This is a genomic window from Agarivorans sp. QJM3NY_33 (assembly GCF_050870865.2).
Taxonomy (GTDB): domain Bacteria; phylum Pseudomonadota; class Gammaproteobacteria; order Enterobacterales; family Celerinatantimonadaceae; genus Agarivorans.
The window spans coordinates 1,305,390-1,324,699 of sequence record NZ_CP194039.2 but is presented as its reverse complement, the minus strand read 5'-3'; the positions used below and the strand labels follow the sequence as shown (position 1 = coordinate 1,324,699).

Genomic DNA, 19,310 nt, shown 5'->3' with positions numbered 1-19,310 from the left:
TGTCTCAAGGACATGACTTAAGGCGGTTGCAGATGCTCATTTTATAAGCCTTTGGCGCGACGACATCCTCCATAGATACGCCAGATATCGAACCATTTTCACCAACCACTTGCAACTGACTCATTCGTGCTGGCCAGGTGCAATCAAAAGACTTCCACAGCGCTTCTTTCCTCGTCCACCACTGATAAAAACTAGCAACATCAGGTGGCGAAATAGGCTCATCTGGGTGACGAATGTGCGACCAAATTGATTGAATGTTTCGTTTGGCATTGACTCGCTCAATATCCACCCCACATGCCTGAAACGATGCCATCACGACCAACCACTCACCACTGTGACTAATACTAAGCGAGTAGTTGGGATTGATATATGGACGGCCATTGCTTAAACGAATGACTTGCTGATAAGAGAAATTCTCCCCTTGCCAATCGTTGAGTAACTGAGCCATGGCAAGTCGCCCCTTCTGACGTCTTGCCTCTCCCTTGAGCTGATGTTCAAGGTGCAGCACTTGGTAAGCAAATGTATCTGTTTTATGCTCGTTCACAACAGATCAACGAATGGCCTAGGCCAATATTATTTTGGTGGTTTACGACACGCAAGCCTGCTTGCTCAATCAAGGGTAAAAACTGATGGCTCATATAGAATCGACTATTACCATTGGCAATCGCAGTAAAATACAAACTGGTGGCATTTAACGCATAACTCGCTGACTCATAGGGCTGGCAATCCGGAAATAGTTCTAAAATGTACACCTTTGAATCGGCGCGCATTGCCTGGCGAACTCGAGTTAAAATACAGACAATTTCGTCGAGCGAAAAACAATCCAAAAATTGGCTCATCCAGTAAACATCTTTCCCTTTTGGTAAGCTATTTTCAGACACTAACAAATCACAAGCAACAGCTTGCACTCGCTCATTCACCCCTTGCTTAGAGACATTTTCTAATGCCACTGCCAACTGCACAGGTAAATCGACCATAGTCACTTCAACATCAGGGTTATGCTGACAACATTTAATCGTCCATTTCCCAGTATTCGCTCCAATATCACAGAGAGTTTGCACTGGAGAACTAAATACTTGCTCTAGCAATATAGGAAAACTGCGGTCAGAATAATAGTGATCAAATACAAACCAACTCTGTTTCACCTTTTCCGGTAAAATCGATAGACCTTGGTATATGGTTGGCCAATCACCAATGCTTTTTAAACCCGATGGTTGCTGTGTTTGAATCGCTTCCGTTAAATCAGCCATTCCCAAGTAACAAACATCAGCAACAAAGTTCATATTGGCAATTGTCATCGGATCGTAATCCACGAAGTGGCCTAATTTAGTGAGAACGTAACGTTGTTCTCGCCAAATCACTAGGCCAACAGACAAGCCCATATCGAGTAATACTGCAATACCGTAAGCGTTGGTTTTCGAATGTTGTGCGAGCATTTCGGCGCTAGCACCTTGTTCACCATACTCAGCAAGTAATGTTAAAATCCCCAAGTCTCGAAGGCTACGAGCGGCTTGAAAAGCGATGGGAGCAAATGCGAGTCGTTGCGCCTGTTGCTTGGCGTCTAAAGCGGAGGACTCATCTTGTTGGTAATATTCCATTGATTTTATCGTCTTAAAGTATTTTAAAGAAATTTTAACGAAAGAAGACTTACAAACTGTCACTTTAAGCGGCTAAACGCTCAACACTTTATGTTTATAAATAAACAATTTAGTAATCAACTGCCTGTTAATATGTCATTGATAAATAATCGAGTACTCAAGTATTTAAACTTGAAATTCAGCCTCAGAGGGACAAAACCTCCCCAAATTCTCAAGTATAAAACCATAAGTATCACGCACTAACGCCAACATTAAGGTAAAAGCCCGTTTAATAACAAGTTTATTCCTGTCCTGGTTGTTTAAATAACAAAAATATGAGCCAACTCAAGACAATTTGATGCTTAATGATTTCATTCGTCACGCTTAGCATTTAAAATATGTTAACCAATGGACATAATAAGATATTACAAACCTGTTTTGTGATAATTTCGATTTGAAACCTGAATTCACTAAGCATAGTTAGGCTTAGTTTTGTATTAGGGTTAAAGATCGATAGCGATAAGTTGTAGTGAGTTAGAAAATGGGTTTTCGTTTTAATCTTCGAGCATGGCTCCCCGCTTCGAGCCAAGGCATGGTATGCGTCGCTCAACAACATTCCGATTTGTTAGGAGAGGTACTTCCTAATAAAGCTATTCCCGCATCTATAAAACGAAGAGCTAGTCAGCTGACACGCATCACCATTGCAGCAGCCTCTGGCATATTAGAAGCCTACCCATGTGACTATATTATATTCGCCAGCCAGCATGGTGAACTCACAAGAACACACAAGTTGTTACAAGAACTAGCACAGCATCAACAACTATCTCCCACCGCATTTGCTCAATCAGTACATAGTACTGCACCGGGATTACTCACCATATCAAACAATTTTAAGGTGCCATTTACAACTATCTCAGCCAGAAAGAACACCGTGCATGCGGCCTTGCTTGAAGGACTTGCCCGACTAAATCGTCATCCAAAACAATCCATCATCATCATCTTCGCCGATGAATCGATCCCGGAGTTCTACCACCCTTATATTGAAAATCACCAGCAAAGCTTACTAATCCTGCAACTTTCCCATGGTGATGAGTGGCTGATGACTATCGAGCAACAGCAGGGTTCAACAAAGTCTGAGGATAGTTTAATCTCGCAACTAACAGAGGGACTGCTCTCAAAACAATCATTTTCAACCATACAACAAGGAACCGTTTGGCTGTGGACAAAACACAACGCTTAAAAAAATACTGGCGAGTCTGCACTTTTGGGATCTGTTTCTCGATGTTTGGTATTGGTGGCTTACTGATGTCTTATCTTTGGTTTCCGCTGGCACGCTTGTTCATTAGAGAGCAAGAGCCATTAGAAGCTTTCTGTCAACGCAGTGTTAGTTTTATGTTTCGCTGGTTTACTCATTTAATGTGCGCGCTGGGCGCAATTAAAGTTGAGCACAAAAGTATTAAGCAATTAAATAACCAACAGGGTTGTATCATTGTGGCGAATCATCCTTCACTGATTGATGTGATTTTGATCATTGGTCAACTACCGCAGTGTGATTGCATTGTTAAAGCTGAATTGTGGGACAACTCTTTTGTAAGACATGTGGTCTCCATGGCGGGTTACATCCCCAATAGCTCAGAACAACTGCTCGATATTTGCCAACACAAACTAGCCAAAGGCAGAAAATTACTAGTTTTTCCTGAAGGCACCCGAACCAAGCCGGGTCAAGCTCTAGATTGCCAACGCGGCGCAGCCCAACTGGCAGTACGCTGTCAGGCGCCAATTCAAACGGCCAGAATCAACTGCATTCCAGCAACGTTATATAAAGGACTCCCTTGGTATAAAGTACCTGATAGCATCCCCGTCTTCAGTCTGGAGGTTGATGCTCCTGTTCGTATAGACAATTTTGTCTCTGAGGCGCCCTCTCCATCCACCGCGGCGCGAAGACTCACTCGATTTTTTAATGCTGTTTTAGATCCAAACCGTAATCAACAAAATATAACCCTAGAGGACTATAGCTGTGCAAAACTTGCAACTAGAGATTAAGCAATTAATCATCGATGCATTGAACTTAGAAGATATAAGCATTCATGATATTGCCAACGATGAAATGCTATTTGGTGATGAAGATGGACTGAATTTGGACTCCATTGACGCTTTAGAATTAGGTTTGGCGATTAAAAAGCGCTTCAATGTTATTATTGATGGTGACGATCCAAACGTCCGTCAACATTTTGCCAATGTAAGTTCGCTCAGTGCTTATATCTCTACTCAACAATCTGCAGCGGCTTGATCATGCAACGAAATGAAATTTTTACCCTCATCCAATCGGCAATGGTTGAACTATTTGAATTGGATCCTGAGGATATTGTTGGCAGCGCTTTACTCAATGACGATTTAGACCTCGATAGCATTGATGCTGTCGATTTAATTGTTCATCTCCAAAATCAAACCAAACGAAAAATCCAGCCGGAAGTTTTTAAAGCAGTTCGAACCGTTGATGATGTTGTCGAAGCAGTCGTACAACTACTCGCTAAAGATCCTGAATGAATTTAGTTAAGTTTTGTTCTGGACTGGTTTTGCTGATCTACCCTTTATTGGTGTTTATCGGTCTGCAGCAGCAACAGATGAAATTGCTGCTGCTGGTGCTCGCCGCCGCTATGCTACTTCGTCTGATTGTCGCCTCAAGTAATAAAGCCATGGCGCCATTACTCGTCGCGACAGCCATTCTAGGCTTGGCCTTAATTGCAGCGAGCAGTATCACCCAATCCAGCACTTTCTTGCTATTTTACCCAGTCATGGTGAATCTTTGCCTACTGTGTGTGTTTACTTATAGCGTATTGATCAATCAGCCCGTGATTACCCAATTGGCGAAGCTAAAGCACCCAAATCTCGATGCTGCGGGCGAGCGCTATACGCGAAAAGTGACCTTGATCTGGTGTGTATTTTTTGTCATCAACGGAAGCATCGCATTGCTCAGCTGTTACCTTAGTACCGAGCTTTGGACACTATATAACGGTCTCATCAGTTACCTCGCTATCGGCAGTTTATTAACCGCTGAATTTTGCTATCGAAAATGGGTGCTTAAGGTTTGAGTTACTCTTTGCTTCATCAACAACTGGTTGATGCTCCTCCAGAATTATTAGTGGCGAGTTCAGCAACCATGCCGCGCTTAGATATTGCTCAACTGCGTCACGATTGCTCTCGACTCATCCACCAGTTACAAAGCCATAAAGCTCAAGAACAATATTGCCTGGTGTGCGACCAAGCTTGGTGGCTCTTGGTTGGCTTACTCAGTTGCCAACAGCTTGGCAAAAAAGTCATCATTCCCAGCAATATTCAATCAAAGGCGGTCGCCGAACATAAACAAAAATGGTCAATCATTAGCGATCGAAGCGAATTAGCTGACCAAACAGAGGTTCACTATCTCAGTCAACAATCAGAGTCCGAGGTAAAGCCCTTAAAAACATGGCCATTTAAATCTATTTTAGCCTCCGAGGCAGCGCTTTGCTTATACACCTCGGGAAGTACCGGTCACCCGAAACCTATCGATAAGAGTCTCGCTCAACTTGAGATAGAAGCTCAGCAACTTGAATTACACTTTCCTCAGGCTAAACTAGCGACGAGCGTGATTGGCAGTGTCGCCCACTACCACATTTACGGTTTATTATTTCGACTCATATGGCCAATGCTGAGCCAACGCCGCTTTCATAACGAACTGATCCTCAATCTCAACAACTTAGACTCGCTAGAACAAACGATTTTGGTGTCAAGTCCAGCCTTACTGGCCCGACTCAAGCAAGCAGCCAACAATTCACCCTGCTTACTATTTAGTTCAGGAGGCCCCTTAAGTGCGGCCCATGCCCAGCAAGCGAATCAAGTCTTTGGTTGTTTACCAATTGAAGTTTACGGCAGTACCGAAACAGGTGGCATCGCCTGGCGGCAACAAACTCAAGCCAATAGTCCGTGGCAGCTATTTAACTGCGTACAGGCAAGCTTGAACGAACAATGCTTAATGGTTCACTCAGCCTACTTACCCGCCGAAGGCTATCAAACTCAAGACCAAGCAGAATTTGTTAACATCAAGCAGTTTCAATTAATTGGAAGATGTGATCGCATCGTCAAACTCTCAGAAAAAAGAATATCTCTAGACCAAATTGAACGTTGTGTGAATAGCTTACCAAGCATTCATAAAAGTGTTGCGATTGTGCTAGACCAACAGCAACGCATCGGCCTCGTTGTTGAATTAAGTAGCAGTGCAGAGGCCGATTATCAGCAACTTGGTCACCACCAATTTTGGCGACAATTACGCCATCAGCTGCTCGGAAAAATAGAAACCGTCGCGTTACCCAGACAGCTGCGTATCGTGTCTCAAATCCCGGTGAACTTACAGGGCAAACAAGACTTTTCAGCGATTCAGGAGTTATTTACGCAGTAATGAACACGCTAGCCATTGTTGAAACTCAACAAATTAAGGGAAGCAAAGCCAATTTGCGATTAAGGATCCCGACTGACTTAGAATATCTGCGTGGCCACTTTACTGGCCAACCGGTCTTGCCTGGTGTCGTCCAGCTGAAGTGGGCCCTGCATTACGCCGAGCAATCTTTTGGCTGCAAGTTTCATTTTGCTGGCGCAGAGGTGATTAAATTTCAACATCCTTTGCTGCCCAATACACGAGTAAACCTTGATTTAGACTGGGACCAACAAAGAAAAAAGCTAAGGTTTAGTTATTATGATACACAACAAAACTACGCTTCGGCGCGGATAAAATTGCGATGAGTTTTAAAATCGCCGCCTTGATCCCTTGCTATAACCACGGCGCGACGGTGCAATCGGTGGTCGCAACCCTGCGCGAACTCGCACTTGAAGTGCTGGTAGTTGATGATGGTAGCGACTCAGAAACTCAGCAGCACTTAGCAAAAGTTAGCCAAATTGAACAAGTCAATTGCTTGCGTCTGAACCAAAACCAAGGCAAGGGTGGTGCGGTCATGGCTGGTATGCAGGCTTTGTATAATCAAGGTTATAGCCACGTAATTCAAGTGGATGCCGATGGCCAGCATGACTTGAATCAAATACAGCCACTCATTCATCTAGCCAAGCAACAACCCACAGCCGTGATATCAGGTTGTCCCATCTATGACAATAATGTCCCCAAGGCTCGACTCTATGGGCGTTATGCAACCCACTGTAGTGTTTGGTTAGAAACCTTGTCCTTTGAAATCAAAGACGCCATGTGTGGTTTTCGAGTCTATCCATTGCAAGCCTGCTGGCAGCTAATGCAACAGCATTCGCTGGGTAAACGTATGGATTTTGATATCGAAATTTTGGTTCGTCTTTATTGGCAAGGACTATCAATCGTACAGCTTCCCATCAAAGTAATTTATCCAGAAGATGGTCTCAGTCATTTCAAAGCCCTAGACGACAACCTAAAAATATCTTGGCTACATACCCGACTGATTGCGAGCATGTTGCCTCGAGCGCCCAAGTTAATTTGGCGTAACATTCGAGCTAACACAAATCAACAACATTGGTCGAAAACCAGCGAAACAGGTACTCGGTTTGGCATTAAAACCATGCTCAATGTTTACCGCTGGTTTGGTCGTCGTCCCTTCGAATGGCTACTTCATCCAGTCATGGCTTATTACTACTGTAGTTCGGCCTCTGCCAGACGGGCATCACGCGGCTATTTAGCCCGCATTCAGCAACAACAAGCAAACTTAGGTTTAGAGCGAGCCAGCTTATCCAGCTATCGCCACTTTTATAGTTTCGGTTTAACCATCCTAGACAAAATGGCCAGTTGGCAGGGTGATATTCGCCGAGAACACATTACTTTAAAAGGTGAACAACTGCTAATCTCTACCATGGCACAGCAACAGGGCTGTGTGATATTGGGCAGTCACTTGGGAAATTTGGAGTTATGCAGGGCCTTAAGTAGCCAATACACCGATCTAAAAATTAATGCCTTGGTATTTACCCAACATGCGGAAAAATTCAATCGAATTCTCGGTGAAGTAAACCCCAATAGCCATTTAAATCTAATCCAAGTCTCTGAAATGGGACCTGATACTGCAATGCTACTCGAACAGAAATTGCAGCAGGGCGAATGGGTCGTTATCGTTGGCGACCGAACCTCAGTCACTCGCCAAAAACGAGTCATTTGGAGCGACTTCTTAGGCCACTCGGCACCTTTTCCTCAAGGTCCTTTTGTGCTCGCTGCAATATTAAAACATCCTTGTTACTTGATGTTTGGCTTTCCTAACGACACTGGTTACGATATTCACTTCGAGCTTTTTAGCGAACAACCAAACCTGCCACGAAAAGATCGCCAGCAGGCCTTGCAAAGCTATGTCGACCAATATGCGAAGCGCTTAGAGCACTTTGCTTTAATGCATCCCTTACAATGGTTTAATTTTTTTGATTTTTGGACTTTAGACAATGACGGATAACGCCCCAACCCGGGTCATTTTTGGCGAGCAAGCGCTTTCTATCGAAGCGATTTGTGATATAGCCAAACAAAGCACGAAGCTTGCACTTAGCAACAGCGATGAATTTAAGGCTAAAATTAATAAAGGCAGCGCCTTTTTAGACCAGTTACTAAAAGAAGACGGGGTCATTTATGGCGTCACTACCGGTTATGGGGATAGTTGTACGGTGGCGATACCTGCCAATTTAGTCGAACAACTTCCCCACCAGTTGACTCGTTTTCATGGCTGTGGCTTGGGCAATTATTTTAGTCCGCAAGAAACCCGCGCTATTATCGCCACACGCTTAAGCTCCTTAAGCTGCGGTATGTCAGGAGTCAGTCCAGAATTACTCCATCAACTTGTCGCATTGCTGCAACATGACATTTTGCCATTGATCCCAGAAGAAGGCTCGGTGGGAGCCTCCGGTGACTTAACGCCTCTCTCTTACTTGGCAGCAGCCTTAATTGGTGAGCGAGAGGTTCTCTACAAAGGGCAAAAAACCAGTGCCGCAACAGCATTAAAAAAGTCAGGGCTAAGCCCTCTCACGCTGCGACCAAAAGAAGGCCTAGCCTTGATGAACGGTACTGCGGTCATGACTGCCATCGCCTGTTTGAATTGGCAACAAGCCGAACAATTGTCCAAATTGGCTACCCGAGTCACAGCCATGGTCACCGTTGCGATGCAAGGCAATTTTTTTCACTTCGATGAAGATTTACACGCAGTTAAACCCCACCCCGGACAAATGCGCTGCGCCGCAAGGTTGCGTGATGATTTAAACAGCAATCATCCTCCCCGAAATTCAGATCGCTTACAAGATCGTTATTCGCTGCGTTGCGCACCGCATGTCATTGGAGTGCTCGAAGACAGTTTAACTTGGTGTCGAAGTTTAATCGAAATCGAACTCAATTCAGCCAATGACAATCCCATCATTGATGGCGAAAAACAAAGGGTACTGCACGGCGGGCATTTCTATGGTGGACATATCGCAATGGCGATGGATACTTTAAAAACCGCCGTCGCAAATGTGGCCGACCTGCTCGATCGTCAGCTTGCCCAATTATGTGATTACAAGTTTAACAACGGCTTACCCTATAATCTAAGTGGAGCCCGCGATGAAAGATCCGCCATCAATCACGGCTTTAAAGCAGTGCAGATCGGAGTCTCCGCTTGGACCGCCGAAGCACTAAAAAATACCATGCCAGCCTCGGTATTTTCCCGTTCTACCGAAAGCCATAACCAAGATAAGGTGAGCATGGGCACCATTGCATCGCGCGATTGCCGCAGAGTAATAGAACTGAGTGAACAGGTAGCTATCGCCAGCTTATATGCCGCTGTACAAGGCATCGATTTGCGCATCCAACAGCAACAGCTGAGTCTAGACAGTTTAAGCCCAGCATTACGCAGCAGCTATGACCAAGTGCGAACCCTATTCCCCCGATTGGAAGAAGACCGCCCCCTAGAGCATGAATTAAGGCAAGGCTTGGCGGCCATCCGTTCGCAACAATGGGAGCTCTATCCATGTCAATAACAGCCAGTGCCAAAATTACCGTTCCCTTTCAAGATTGCGACCCAATGCAAGTCGTCTGGCATGGGAATTATTTCCGATATTTAGAAGAGGCGCGCAGAGCCTTATTAGATAAACTCGATTTTGGTTATCAGGCGATGTACGACGCTGGTTACGCATATCCAGTGGTCGACACCAGAATGAAGTATGTGGCTTCAGCGCGGCATGGCGAAGCCTTGCTGATTACCGCCAACTTAGTAGAATGGGAAAACCGCTTAAAAATTGAATACCGGATCCTTCGCGAGTCAGACCAAGTCACCTGCATCAAGGCCTATACCACCCATTGCGCGGTAGGCCTTAGCGATGGAGAAATGCGTTATGCCTCTCCTCAAATTTTGCTGGATAAGGTCGCCCAATGCACAGACTAATCGGCTACTTACTTGCCCTATGTTGTATCAGTTCACTAGCGTATGGCGAAACCCTCGAGAATATTCAACATGCCTTGGCCAAACAGAGCTTAGTGACAGGTCACTTTGAGCAAACTCGAAACATCCCTGCATTGAGTCGCCCGCTCAAATCCAGTGGGCAATTCTACATCGTAAAAAATCGGGCTCTGTTATGGGATCAACAGCAACCCTTTGCTCAACAGAGTCTGCTCACCGAAAGTGCCATCTATCAAGGACAAAATGGTCAACTGAGTCAACGAGATACAGGTTCTGCTCAGATGAGCCAGTATTTTAGTCAACTTTTAGTCGATATTTTTTCCGGCGACTTTACTGGTTTAAGTGAGCAATTCGACATCGAGCAAACCGCCACCACAACCGCAAACTGGCAGCTGAATCTAAGTCCACAACAAGCCCCCCTTAAGCAGATTTTCAGCCAAATTAGTCTGCGCGGCAAGCAAGGTGTTGTGGAACATATTCGCTTAGTAGAACAACGCGGTGATCAAACTGATATCGTGCTGCGGATGGCCACACCTGCATTGCCTCTACCTACGTTCCTTAAACAGGTGCTCGTGAGTGACTAGAGGAAGATTCGCGGCAATTTGGCTAGCTTGTCTATTTAGCTTGGCGTTATTTTTGACAGGGCAAGTGACGCAAGGGATCCGGCTGAATAGTGACATCATGTCGATGTTACCGGTCGATCAACAGCGCCCCGCCACCCAACAAATCATCAATGATGTAAGCGCTCGTTTAGAACGGCGTTTATATTTTATCATTGAAGCCAAAAGTTTAGCGGTCGCCCAACAAGCGCTCATCAGTTGGCGACAAACCACCGATAGTTTGCCCATCGATTATTTAAACAGTGCCGCTCAAGGGCAATCTTTAGCCAGCACGCTCTACCCTTATCGTTATCAACTGTTAGATAAGCAAGCTCACCAATGGCTCCAGCAGCAACAATCGAAGCCATTAACCGAGCGAGCCCTTCGCGATATTTACAACCCATTTGCTGGCGTCTCTTCTCAAGAATTACTCAGTGACCCGTGGCTACTATTTCGCCAGTATATTGTTGAAGCACTCCCTCGCTCTCCCTTTAAGCTAGACCATGAATTATTAGTCAGTCAGCAAAATAACAAGGTACAAGTGCTACTTCAAGCAGAGCTTAAAGCAAGTCCCTATACCTTGGAAAGCGCGCGATTAATCGACCATTTACGCCACCAAGCGACGGCACTTGAGCAACAATTAGATGTAAAGATCTGGTATCAAGGTAACGGTTTTTATGCGTCTCATGGGGTGTTGACGGCGCGTTCAGAAATTAGCTTGATTGGGGGCGGCTCATTACTAGCAATTATTATTTTAATACTGTTAGTATTTCGCAGTGTTTCCCCACTGTTGCTTTGCGGCCTTAGTATCGGCTGCGGTTTATTAACTGCATTTAGCCTGACCTTGTTAATATTTGGTAGTATTCATAGCTTTACGCTGGTGGTTGGGGCGAGTCTGATTGGGGTATCAATCGATTATGCCTTTCACTATATGAGTTATCGCGCCTGTTACCAAGGGCAATGGCAAGCCAAACAAGCGATCAACTTGCTGCAGCCGGCACTGGTACTAGGTCTAATTAGTTCATTACTGGCTTACGTTGGTTTAATGGTGGCAGAATTCCCTGGCTTACAGCAACTCGCTTTATTTTGTAGCATGGGTTTGCTCGGTGCATTTTTAACGGTGTTATTACTCTACCCTAAACTCACCACCAAACCAGCGCGCTATCAACCGCTCAAGCTAGCGCAGCGCTTGCAACAATGTAATCTCTGTTGGTTACCACGAAAATTACAATTTTCCTTGTTACTTGTCGCATTGCTTTTTTGTTGTGGCGGTGGCTATTTAGCTCAATTCGACGACGATGTACGACAACTTCAATCACCGCCGATCGACCTAAAACAGCATGAACAACAAATGTCTGAGCTCACAGGGGTGGAAGCCACTCAACAATGGTTAGTCGTTCTCGCCGACAGTCCCGAACTGCTATTGCAACAAGAACAGCAAGCGCGTGTTCAACTGGATAACTTGGTACAAAACCAGCAACTGAAGCATTATATTGCGCTGTCTCAGCTGATCCCCTCCGTCAAGCAACAACAGCAAAATTACTACTTGAGTAAACAACTTATCCGCCAACAAGGCGCAAACATGCGTAATAGCTTAGGACTTGCTGAGACACCTCATCTGCCGACATTTTCATCATTAAAACTAACCCGTCTAATGGACAAGCAACAGCTAAGCAATACACCCTATGTATTCGGCCAATTGGCCAATCAACGCTTTTATTCGATCATCTTTCTTAACCATCCCGATGCGGAAAGTCTTCGTTCGCTGGCAAGAACTAATACAGATTTGATTTATATCGACCGAGCCAGTGAAATCAGTCAATTGCTTACGCAATACCGTCAGCATGCCACGTACTTGTTGGTGATTGCCTATCTAGGGGCTCTCTTGCTGTTTTGGTGGCGTTTTACGCTCAACCAAGCGCTACGCATTCTGATTGCGCCTTTGCTCGCCTCAGGCATTGCCTTAGCGGTTCCTGGCTATTTAGGCCTACCGATAAATCTATTTAATATATTAGGTATTATCCTCGTCTTGGGGATCGGTGTGGATTATAGTTTGTTTTATCGCTTTCATGGCGATCAAGCCCACACCTCTTTAGCGGTGGTGTTGGCAGGTACCACAACCTTCCTTTCATTTGGCTTAATGGCAAGCTCTTCCAATCATGCTATCGCCAGTTTTGGTATTACCATCGCGGTGGGTATCTTAGCCGCTTGGCTATTTTCACCGATGGCCCAGCCCGGATTTTTTAAAAGGAATATCCTGTGAATCAGCGAATGATACGAGGCTTGGCACTGGCCCTATGCAGCTTACTATTAAGCGCTTGTAGTCATTCCAATAACAAACCGACACCCACTAATCAATATCAATGGCCAAGCCCAGCGGAATTAGGCTTTAACTTAAACGCAGAGCAAGTCATTCAAGCCCAATATGGCGAACAACAAGTATTACTTCCACTGGCACTAGAGGTCAATCAAACACAACTCGTGGTGATTGGTTTCTCCAATTGGGGAACCCGTGTTTTTAGCTTGGAATGGAATGGTAAGGATTTAGCGAGTGAGGCCATCCAACTTCCCAATATAACACTGCCCCCTCCAAGTGAAGTGCTAAACGATATATTTTTGGCGTTATGGCCAGCCGAGAGCTTAGCCCCGATGCTACAGGCAAAGTCTTGGACGCTTCACGATTCGGCTCAGCGCAGAGAAATTATTCAAGCCGATGGAAAACCAGTGATGACGATTGACTACCACCAAGCCAAAGCGACCGGAGGCTGGTTAAAGGTATATAATCACCAACGAAATTTTCAATATCAATTAAATACCATTGCGTGGGATCAGTCATGAATGAACGACTCTATATTCAAGATGTAGGTGCGATCTGCGCCTTAGGTAGTGGTTCTTCACAAATTTGGAATAACCTACAGACTGGCTGTTCACCCGGTCTTAGTGTCGACTCTGAGCCTTTGTATTCTGGGCGCTATGCCTGCAGTGCGCACATTATCGTACCACTACCAGAACTGCCTGAGCAGCTTCTCAGTCTAACTAACCGAAATAACCGCATCGCCTACGCTTGCTGCCAACAGATCCAAGCGACGGTAGAAAAACTTAAACTGCAATATGGCAGCGACCGCATTGGTGTGGTGCTTGGCACTAGCACCAGCGGTATCGCTGCTGTAGAGCATGCTTTTGATTATCAACAACAACATGGTGAGCTGCCTAAACACTTTAACTATGCCAATCAAGAAGTCGGCACACTGGCCGAAGTCGTAAGCAACCTATTGGGCTTAGAGGGTGTAAACTACGGCATTTCAACCGCTTGTTCTTCGGCAGCTAGAGCCATCATTAGCGCCCAAAAGCTAATCGATGCAGGTGTTTGTGATGCGGTTATCAGCGGCGGCGTCGATAGTTTGTGCCAACTCACCAGCAACGGTTTCGACTCCTTGGAACAATTGTCAGCAAGCGCAAGTCGCCCATTTGACCAAGCTCGCAGTGGGATCAATATTGGGGAAGCAGGTGCTCTATTAGTACTTAGCCGTCAACCGAGTCACATCTATTTGGCCGGCACGGGTGAATCCGCAGAAGCCCACCATATGTCAGCCCCTCAGCCTTGTGGAAGCGGCGCCAAGCAAGCCATGCAAATGGCCTTACAGCAGGCACAACTGCAGCCTCAAGACATTGGTTATATTAACGCTCACGGCACCGCGACCCAATTAAACGATGCCATGGAAGCCAAGGCAATCGCTGAATTATTCACAGCGCAAACTCCAGTCAGCTCCACCAAGGCCTTGACCGGACATTGTTTAGGTGCAGCAGGTGCGATTGAAGCGGCCATCTGTTATTGGCTACTCAAGCAACCACATGCCGCCTTGCCACAACAGTGGCCAGAAGATTTTAATATCGATCCAAATATTCCCCCCATCAAGCTGGTCCGCCAAGTACAAACCTGCAACAGCCCTTGGGTTTTGTCTAATTCGTTTGCTTTTGGCGGCAATAACGTCAGTCTTATTTTTGGTAGAGAGGCGTAACATGAGTACTATTTTTCCACCAATAGAACAACTGCTCCCCCATGATCCACCGATGATTTTACTCAATCACGTACTCCATTATACTGACGATGAAATTACTTGTGAGGTGGAAATCTCAGCCAACAGCCAATTTTTTGATGTCAGAAGTCAATCCGTCCCTGCTTATGTAGGTATCGAATACATGGCACAAACCATTGCCGCCCGCGGCGGCATGTTAGCCAGAGAGCAAGGCAGGCAAAGCCAAATTGGTTTTCTCCTCGGCGGCCGTCGCTATCAACAGCATGGCGGTGATTTCCAGCTTGGTGACCAACTCAAGGTCTCCGCAAAAGAGCTAATGCAAGAACAAGCCATGGGTGTTTACGCTTGTACTATTGAACGTAACGGTGAGTTACTCGCAAGCTGCCAAGTCAATACCTATGCACCAGACCAAGCAACGGTAGACGGTATGCTTGGCGCACCATCAACGGAGTGAAATAATTAACCATGCAACATGTATTAGTGACGGGTGCCAGTAAAGGCTTAGGTAAAGCAATCGCTATCAAATTAGCCGAAGACGGTTATCAGGTTGCGGTCCATTATGGTCGAGACCAGCAAGGTGCAGAACACACCGCTGAAGTGATCACTGAAAACGGCGGTCAGTGTCGTTTACTGAGCTTTGATGTGTGTGATAGAGCGCAAACCCGAGCCGTAATTGAAGCCGATATTGAACAATTTGGAGCCTACTGGGGCGTGGTATCCAACGCAGGTATCGCCGCAGACGTAGCCTTTCCGGCCATGAGTGGTGAAGAATGGGATGGTGTAGTCCATACCAATTTAGATAGTTTTTATAACGTGATCCACCCCACCATTATGCCCATGGTTAGCCAACGAAAAGGTCGAATTATCACCATCTCGTCTTTATCTGGCCAAATAGGGAACCGTGGTCAGGTCAACTATTCTGCGGCAAAAGCAGGTATTATAGGTGCCACCAAAGCCTTAGCCACCGAGCTAAGTAATAAACGTCGGTCTATAACGGTAAACTGTGTTGCGCCGGGACTGATCGAAACGGGCATGGTAGAAGAGCATGTAAAACAACATGTTGTGCCCAATATACCACTACAACGAATGGGCCGCCCTGAAGAGGTGGCAGCGCTAGTGGCATTTTTGATTTCACCGGCGGCATCATACATTAACCGCCAAGTCATAGGTGTAAACGGAGGCCTATATTAATGACCAACCGAGTAGTCGTAACTGGCATGGCTGGCATCACAGCTTTAGGGACTGAGCAAGAACAGGTGTGGCAAGGCTTACGAGCCAAAAAAAATGCGGTTATACGCATCGACGAATGGGATAAGTATGATGGCTTGAATACCCGCTTAGCGGCCCCGATCCTAGAGTTTGAATTACCCAAACACTACACCCGCAAAAAAATTCGCTCCATGGGGCGAGTAGCAAAATTGTCGACTCGCAGCAGCGAACTAGCGTTGATCCAATCCGGGCTAATTGACGAACCAGCGCTCACCGATGGCCGCACCGGCATCGCGTTTGGCTCATCAACCGGAAGCACCGGACCAGTGTCCGCCTTTGCTACCATGTTGCTCGAGCATAGTACCCGTAATATTAACGCCAATACCTATGTAGCGATGATGCCACATACCACCGCGGTCAACACCGGATTGTTTTTCGGTTTACGCGGTCGGGTGATACCAACCTCCACCGCTTGTACCTCTGGCAGTCAAGGGATTGGTTACGCTTACGAAGCCATAAAGTACGGCATGCAAACCGCGATGGTCGCTGGTGGAGCCGAAGAGCTATGTCCCACCGAAGCGGCGGTATTTGATACCTTATTTGCCACCAGTTTAAAAAATAGCACGCCCGAGCTCAGCCCTCGCCCCTACGATCAAGACCGCGATGGCCTAGTGATAGGTGAAGGGGCTGGTACGCTGATTTTAGAAAATGCCGAATTTGCCAAGGCTCGGGGGGCCACAGCCATTGCTGAACTAGTTGGTTTTGCGAGCAACTGTGACGCTGCGCATGTCACCCAACCACGCGCTGAAACCATGCAGATTTGCATGGAAATGGCGCTCAAAGATGCAGGTTTATCTCCGGCAGATATTAGCTACGTGAATGGCCATGGGACCGCAACCGAGCTAGGCGACATCGCTGAAACTACTGCCACTCATCGTCTATTTGGCTCACAAACACCGCTATCCAGTTTAAAGAGCTACTTCGGCCACACCCTAGGTGCCTGTGGAGCCATCGAAGCATGGTTAAGCTTATGCATGTTACAACGCAATTGGTATGCCCCCACTCTCAACCTCGATAACATCGATAGTCGCTGTGGAGAACTGGATTATATTCGAGGCGAAGGGCGAGTATTGGATTGCGAATTTGTGATGTCGAATAACTTCGCCTTTGGCGGCATTAATACTTCGATGATTTTCAAAAAATTATAATGATTCGCGATGCAGCAAATGGCTTGTTGCATCGCACTATTTTTAACTTAACGACGGGTACCACTGGGATCTAACAGCAATTGTTGTGCGCTTAGCTCGCCACCTTTAAGAAACCGACCAGCCACCCACAGCACTCCCGTTAACGCACTCACGCTGGCGAATACGATCCCAGACCATCCCCAAACACTAAAGAAGGGCTGTAGCAACACCCCACCACAAGCAGCCCCCAAATAATAACTAATAGTATATAAGGCCGAAGCACTGGCCTTGGCTTGCGTCGCATGCAGATTAACCCAAGCACTGGCTTGCGCATGGCAAAAGAAGAAGCCCATGGAAGAAACAACCATTGCCAAAAGCAATAGCCACAATTGTCCAAATAAACTCAACAGGCTGGCTAAAGCCATTAAACTAAGCCCTGCCATGATACAACGTTTACCACCAATTTTATCGGCAATCCGTCCAGCGGAAGAAGCGGTGAAGGTGCCTCCGAGATAACTTAAAAACAATAACGAACTTAAACTACTCGGCAAGGAATAAGGTGCGTCAGCCAAAATGAAAGTTAGATAAGAGAACTGATTAATAAATACTCCAAAACCAACGCCCCCGACTAAGTAAGCAGCCACTAACTGAGAATTCCCCAAATGTTGCTTATAATTGACTAAACTTTGTCGCAAGCGCCAAGGACTTGCGGCAGTGGGGGCTTCCATCGGTAGTAAAAAGCACACTACTATCCCCATGCTTAAACTGAGCAGTGCAACCAAGACAAAGGCCATCGACCAAGAACCAAGTAAATCCGCTCCCCAGCCCCCCAGTAGGCGCCCACCGATCCCGCCCAATGAATTGGCAGCAATAAAGATCCCCACCGATTTAATCAAGGCATTAGCATCCAACTGCTCGGCTAGGTAAGCAATCGCGACTGCGGGAACTCCTGCTAAAAATAGCCCCTGAAAGAACCGCAATACAACGATGTAATGAAACGATGGCGCAGGTACTAAACCGATCAACAAACTAATGCAGGGCACCAGAATGATCGAACTTAATAGAATTTTGCGTCGCCCAATCGCATCGGATAAAGACGCCAATAATAATAAACCTAGCGCCATCCCCAACATGGCTGCCGACAAGACACTGTTGGCTGTTAGGGGAGATATTTGGTAGTCACGAGCAAAGATTGGCAACAAAGGTTGCACTAAATACAGATTAAAAAAAGTAACTAAGGAAGCTGCCGACACGGCAGCGGTGACTCGCCAAAAACCTTTGCTATTTTGTGAATACTTCATGACTGCTTTCTCGAAGTGGGATATCTCATACTAAGCCTCCATATTGAATAAATAAAATATATTAGTATTATCGTAGTTATAAATTTTATTTATAGATGAGAATCATGGACCTTCGACAACTCAAACAATTTGTCGCAGTGGTGCAATTAGGGAGCTTTACTGCCGCCGCAAAGCAGCTTGGCATCGCGCAACCAGCGATTAGTGCAACCATCAAAAAACTGGAGCAACAGCTATCACTGCAACTATTACAACGAAATGAGCGAAAAGTTAGCTTAAGCACCGAGGGCAAAGTGCTCTATCAACATGCCATCCAATTGCTAAAACAAGCCGAAGACACCGAACAAGCCATGCAATCGCTGCGCGGCTTAGAAAGTGGCACCGTCACCATTGGCATCCCTAGCATGATGGGCTCATACTTCTTCCCACCACTACTGATGGCCTTTAAAAGCCAATACCCGCAGCTTAATTTGTCGGTGGTGGATGCGGGCACCGAATTAGTCAGACAAAAACTACTCAGCGAAGAGTTAGATTTAGGGATTGTAGTCACTCAAGATATACCTGCCGAATTGGTTTGTGAGCCAATTTATCGTGGAGAGCTACTGGCCTGTTGCAGTCAAGATAACCCACTGAGCCAACAGAACCGGATCAGCCATCGAGAGTTTTTAAGCCATGAATTAGTGTTATTTCGCGAAGGGTATTTTCATCATCGGGTAATTGAACAAATCAGTCGTGAACAACAGATGCTGCCTCAAGTGTCTTTTCAAACGAATTTGATCCCGCTAATTAAGTCAATTGTGGCGCGAGACTTTGGGATTACCACGCTGCTGAGCATGGTGGTGCAACCGGGAGATGCTCTACACTTTTTAAGTTTTGATCCGCCGTTTTATCTGGAATTGGGGCTAGCTTGGCGACGCGATGCTTACCTATCGCGCGCCAACCAACGTTTTAAAGACTTTGTGTTAGCTCATTGTAAGGCGAACTAACAGGGCGGG

General features: G+C 46.0%; 21 protein-coding genes. 18 read left to right on the top strand and 3 right to left on the bottom strand.

Annotation, left to right across the window (positions count from 1 at the left end):
• Positions 1-4 precede the first annotated feature (4 nt).
• Positions 5-544 carry a 4'-phosphopantetheinyl transferase family protein gene (locus tag ACRRSY_RS05995; protein ID WP_432464559.1) on the bottom strand — a complete coding sequence of 180 codons (540 nt, stop codon included), beginning with the start codon at positions 542-544 and terminating at the stop codon, positions 5-7.
• Positions 531-1,598, bottom strand: a complete 1,068-nt coding sequence (locus ACRRSY_RS05990) for a methyltransferase (protein ID WP_432464558.1) — start codon at positions 1,596-1,598, stop codon at positions 531-533. Before ACRRSY_RS05990 ends, ACRRSY_RS05995 begins: the two co-directional genes overlap by 14 nt.
• 520 nt (positions 1,599-2,118) lie before the next feature.
• Between ACRRSY_RS05990 and ACRRSY_RS05985 the strand changes: the two genes are divergently transcribed.
• The 17 genes from ACRRSY_RS05985 to ACRRSY_RS05905 are packed head-to-tail and all read left to right on the top strand — an operon-like array spanning position 2,119 to position 17,038.
• Positions 2,119-2,817 (top strand): beta-ketoacyl synthase chain length factor, encoded by a 699-nt coding sequence (locus ACRRSY_RS05985; protein WP_432464557.1) that lies wholly within the window; start codon positions 2,119-2,121, stop codon positions 2,815-2,817.
• The gene (locus ACRRSY_RS05980; protein ID WP_432464556.1) at positions 2,796-3,620 is read left to right on the top strand and encodes a lysophospholipid acyltransferase family protein; all 825 of its coding nucleotides are present in this window, start codon (positions 2,796-2,798) and stop codon (positions 3,618-3,620) included. The genes ACRRSY_RS05985 and ACRRSY_RS05980 overlap by 22 nt, the downstream gene beginning before the upstream one ends.
• Positions 3,595-3,867, top strand: coding sequence for a phosphopantetheine-binding protein (locus ACRRSY_RS05975; RefSeq protein ID WP_432464555.1), 273 nt, complete (start codon positions 3,595-3,597; stop codon positions 3,865-3,867). Before ACRRSY_RS05980 ends, ACRRSY_RS05975 begins: the two co-directional genes overlap by 26 nt.
• Before the next feature lie 2 nt (positions 3,868-3,869).
• A complete protein-coding gene (locus ACRRSY_RS05970; protein ID WP_432464554.1) occupies positions 3,870-4,124 on the top strand; it encodes an acyl carrier protein in 255 nt (84 codons plus the stop codon).
• On the top strand, positions 4,121-4,669 hold the full coding sequence (locus ACRRSY_RS05965) for a hypothetical protein (protein WP_432464553.1): 549 nt from the start codon (positions 4,121-4,123) through the stop codon (positions 4,667-4,669). Before ACRRSY_RS05970 ends, ACRRSY_RS05965 begins: the two co-directional genes overlap by 4 nt.
• Positions 4,666-6,012 carry an AMP-binding protein gene (locus ACRRSY_RS05960; RefSeq protein WP_432464552.1) on the top strand — a complete coding sequence of 449 codons (1,347 nt, stop codon included), beginning with the start codon at positions 4,666-4,668 and terminating at the stop codon, positions 6,010-6,012. The genes ACRRSY_RS05965 and ACRRSY_RS05960 overlap by 4 nt, the downstream gene beginning before the upstream one ends.
• The gene (locus tag ACRRSY_RS05955; RefSeq protein ID WP_432464551.1) at positions 6,012-6,353 is read left to right on the top strand and encodes an ApeI family dehydratase; all 342 of its coding nucleotides are present in this window, start codon (positions 6,012-6,014) and stop codon (positions 6,351-6,353) included. Before ACRRSY_RS05960 ends, ACRRSY_RS05955 begins: the two co-directional genes overlap by 1 nt.
• Positions 6,350-8,020: a glycosyltransferase family 2 protein gene (locus ACRRSY_RS05950; protein ID WP_432464550.1), complete on the top strand. Its 1,671-nt coding sequence runs from the start codon at positions 6,350-6,352 to the stop codon at positions 8,018-8,020. Before ACRRSY_RS05955 ends, ACRRSY_RS05950 begins: the two co-directional genes overlap by 4 nt.
• Positions 8,010-9,566 carry an HAL/PAL/TAL family ammonia-lyase gene (locus tag ACRRSY_RS05945; protein WP_432464549.1) on the top strand — a complete coding sequence of 519 codons (1,557 nt, stop codon included), beginning with the start codon at positions 8,010-8,012 and terminating at the stop codon, positions 9,564-9,566. Before ACRRSY_RS05950 ends, ACRRSY_RS05945 begins: the two co-directional genes overlap by 11 nt.
• Entirely contained in the window at positions 9,557-9,970 is a 414-nt protein-coding gene (locus ACRRSY_RS05940; RefSeq protein WP_432464548.1) for an acyl-CoA thioesterase, read from the top strand. Before ACRRSY_RS05945 ends, ACRRSY_RS05940 begins: the two co-directional genes overlap by 10 nt.
• Positions 9,958-10,569 carry an outer membrane lipoprotein carrier protein LolA gene (locus ACRRSY_RS05935; protein ID WP_432464547.1) on the top strand — a complete coding sequence of 204 codons (612 nt, stop codon included), beginning with the start codon at positions 9,958-9,960 and terminating at the stop codon, positions 10,567-10,569. The genes ACRRSY_RS05940 and ACRRSY_RS05935 overlap by 13 nt, the downstream gene beginning before the upstream one ends.
• Positions 10,562-12,847, top strand: coding sequence for an MMPL family transporter (locus ACRRSY_RS05930; RefSeq protein WP_432464546.1), 2,286 nt, complete (start codon positions 10,562-10,564; stop codon positions 12,845-12,847). The genes ACRRSY_RS05935 and ACRRSY_RS05930 overlap by 8 nt, the downstream gene beginning before the upstream one ends.
• Positions 12,844-13,422, top strand: coding sequence for a DUF3261 domain-containing protein (locus ACRRSY_RS05925; RefSeq protein WP_432464545.1), 579 nt, complete (start codon positions 12,844-12,846; stop codon positions 13,420-13,422). The genes ACRRSY_RS05930 and ACRRSY_RS05925 overlap by 4 nt, the downstream gene beginning before the upstream one ends.
• Positions 13,419-14,603, top strand: coding sequence for a beta-ketoacyl-ACP synthase (locus ACRRSY_RS05920; protein ID WP_432464544.1), 1,185 nt, complete (start codon positions 13,419-13,421; stop codon positions 14,601-14,603). Before ACRRSY_RS05925 ends, ACRRSY_RS05920 begins: the two co-directional genes overlap by 4 nt.
• A 1-nt stretch (position 14,604) precedes the next feature.
• Positions 14,605-15,075: an ApeP family dehydratase gene (locus ACRRSY_RS05915; RefSeq protein WP_432464543.1), complete on the top strand. Its 471-nt coding sequence runs from the start codon at positions 14,605-14,607 to the stop codon at positions 15,073-15,075.
• An 11-nt stretch (positions 15,076-15,086) separates the two neighbouring features.
• Positions 15,087-15,812, top strand: a complete 726-nt coding sequence (gene fabG, locus ACRRSY_RS05910; RefSeq protein ID WP_432464542.1) for a 3-oxoacyl-ACP reductase FabG — start codon at positions 15,087-15,089, stop codon at positions 15,810-15,812.
• Positions 15,812-17,038: a beta-ketoacyl-ACP synthase gene (locus ACRRSY_RS05905; protein WP_432464541.1), complete on the top strand. Its 1,227-nt coding sequence runs from the start codon at positions 15,812-15,814 to the stop codon at positions 17,036-17,038. The genes fabG and ACRRSY_RS05905 overlap by 1 nt, the downstream gene beginning before the upstream one ends.
• Positions 17,039-17,085: 47 nt before the next feature.
• Here the strand turns inward: ACRRSY_RS05905 and ACRRSY_RS05900 are convergent, their stop codons facing one another.
• A complete protein-coding gene (locus ACRRSY_RS05900; RefSeq protein WP_432464540.1) occupies positions 17,086-18,318 on the bottom strand; it encodes an MFS transporter in 1,233 nt (410 codons plus the stop codon).
• 104 nt (positions 18,319-18,422) lie between these two features.
• On the opposite strand from ACRRSY_RS05900, the gene ACRRSY_RS05895 reads away from it, so the two are divergent.
• Positions 18,423-19,301: a LysR family transcriptional regulator gene (locus tag ACRRSY_RS05895; RefSeq protein WP_432464539.1), complete on the top strand. Its 879-nt coding sequence runs from the start codon at positions 18,423-18,425 to the stop codon at positions 19,299-19,301.
• The last annotated feature ends 9 nt before the right edge of the window (positions 19,302-19,310 follow it).

Excerpts from the sequence above, each read along its gene's own strand:
- ACRRSY_RS05965 (WP_432464553.1), top strand. The coding sequence starts at position 4,121 with ATGAATTTAGTTAAGTTTTGTTCTGGACTGGTTTTGCTGATCTACCCT.
- ACRRSY_RS05985 (WP_432464557.1), top strand. The coding sequence starts at position 2,119 with ATGGGTTTTCGTTTTAATCTTCGAGCATGGCTCCCCGCTTCGAGCCAA.
- ACRRSY_RS05990 (WP_432464558.1), bottom strand. The coding sequence starts at position 1,598 with ATGGAATATTACCAACAAGATGAGTCCTCCGCTTTAGACGCCAAGCAA.
- ACRRSY_RS05905 (WP_432464541.1), top strand. The coding sequence starts at position 15,812 with ATGACCAACCGAGTAGTCGTAACTGGCATGGCTGGCATCACAGCTTTA.
- fabG (WP_432464542.1), top strand. The coding sequence starts at position 15,087 with ATGCAACATGTATTAGTGACGGGTGCCAGTAAAGGCTTAGGTAAAGCA.
- ACRRSY_RS05895 (WP_432464539.1), top strand. The coding sequence starts at position 18,423 with ATGGACCTTCGACAACTCAAACAATTTGTCGCAGTGGTGCAATTAGGG.
- ACRRSY_RS05945 (WP_432464549.1), top strand. The coding sequence starts at position 8,010 with ATGACGGATAACGCCCCAACCCGGGTCATTTTTGGCGAGCAAGCGCTT.
- ACRRSY_RS05955 (WP_432464551.1), top strand. The coding sequence starts at position 6,012 with ATGAACACGCTAGCCATTGTTGAAACTCAACAAATTAAGGGAAGCAAA.
- ACRRSY_RS05915 (WP_432464543.1), top strand. The coding sequence starts at position 14,605 with ATGAGTACTATTTTTCCACCAATAGAACAACTGCTCCCCCATGATCCA.
- ACRRSY_RS05940 (WP_432464548.1), top strand. The coding sequence starts at position 9,557 with ATGTCAATAACAGCCAGTGCCAAAATTACCGTTCCCTTTCAAGATTGC.
- ACRRSY_RS05970 (WP_432464554.1), top strand. The coding sequence starts at position 3,870 with ATGCAACGAAATGAAATTTTTACCCTCATCCAATCGGCAATGGTTGAA.
- ACRRSY_RS05950 (WP_432464550.1), top strand. The coding sequence starts at position 6,350 with ATGAGTTTTAAAATCGCCGCCTTGATCCCTTGCTATAACCACGGCGCG.
- ACRRSY_RS05920 (WP_432464544.1), top strand. The coding sequence starts at position 13,419 with ATGAATGAACGACTCTATATTCAAGATGTAGGTGCGATCTGCGCCTTA.
- ACRRSY_RS05935 (WP_432464547.1), top strand. The coding sequence starts at position 9,958 with ATGCACAGACTAATCGGCTACTTACTTGCCCTATGTTGTATCAGTTCA.
- ACRRSY_RS05900 (WP_432464540.1), bottom strand. The coding sequence starts at position 18,318 with ATGAAGTATTCACAAAATAGCAAAGGTTTTTGGCGAGTCACCGCTGCC.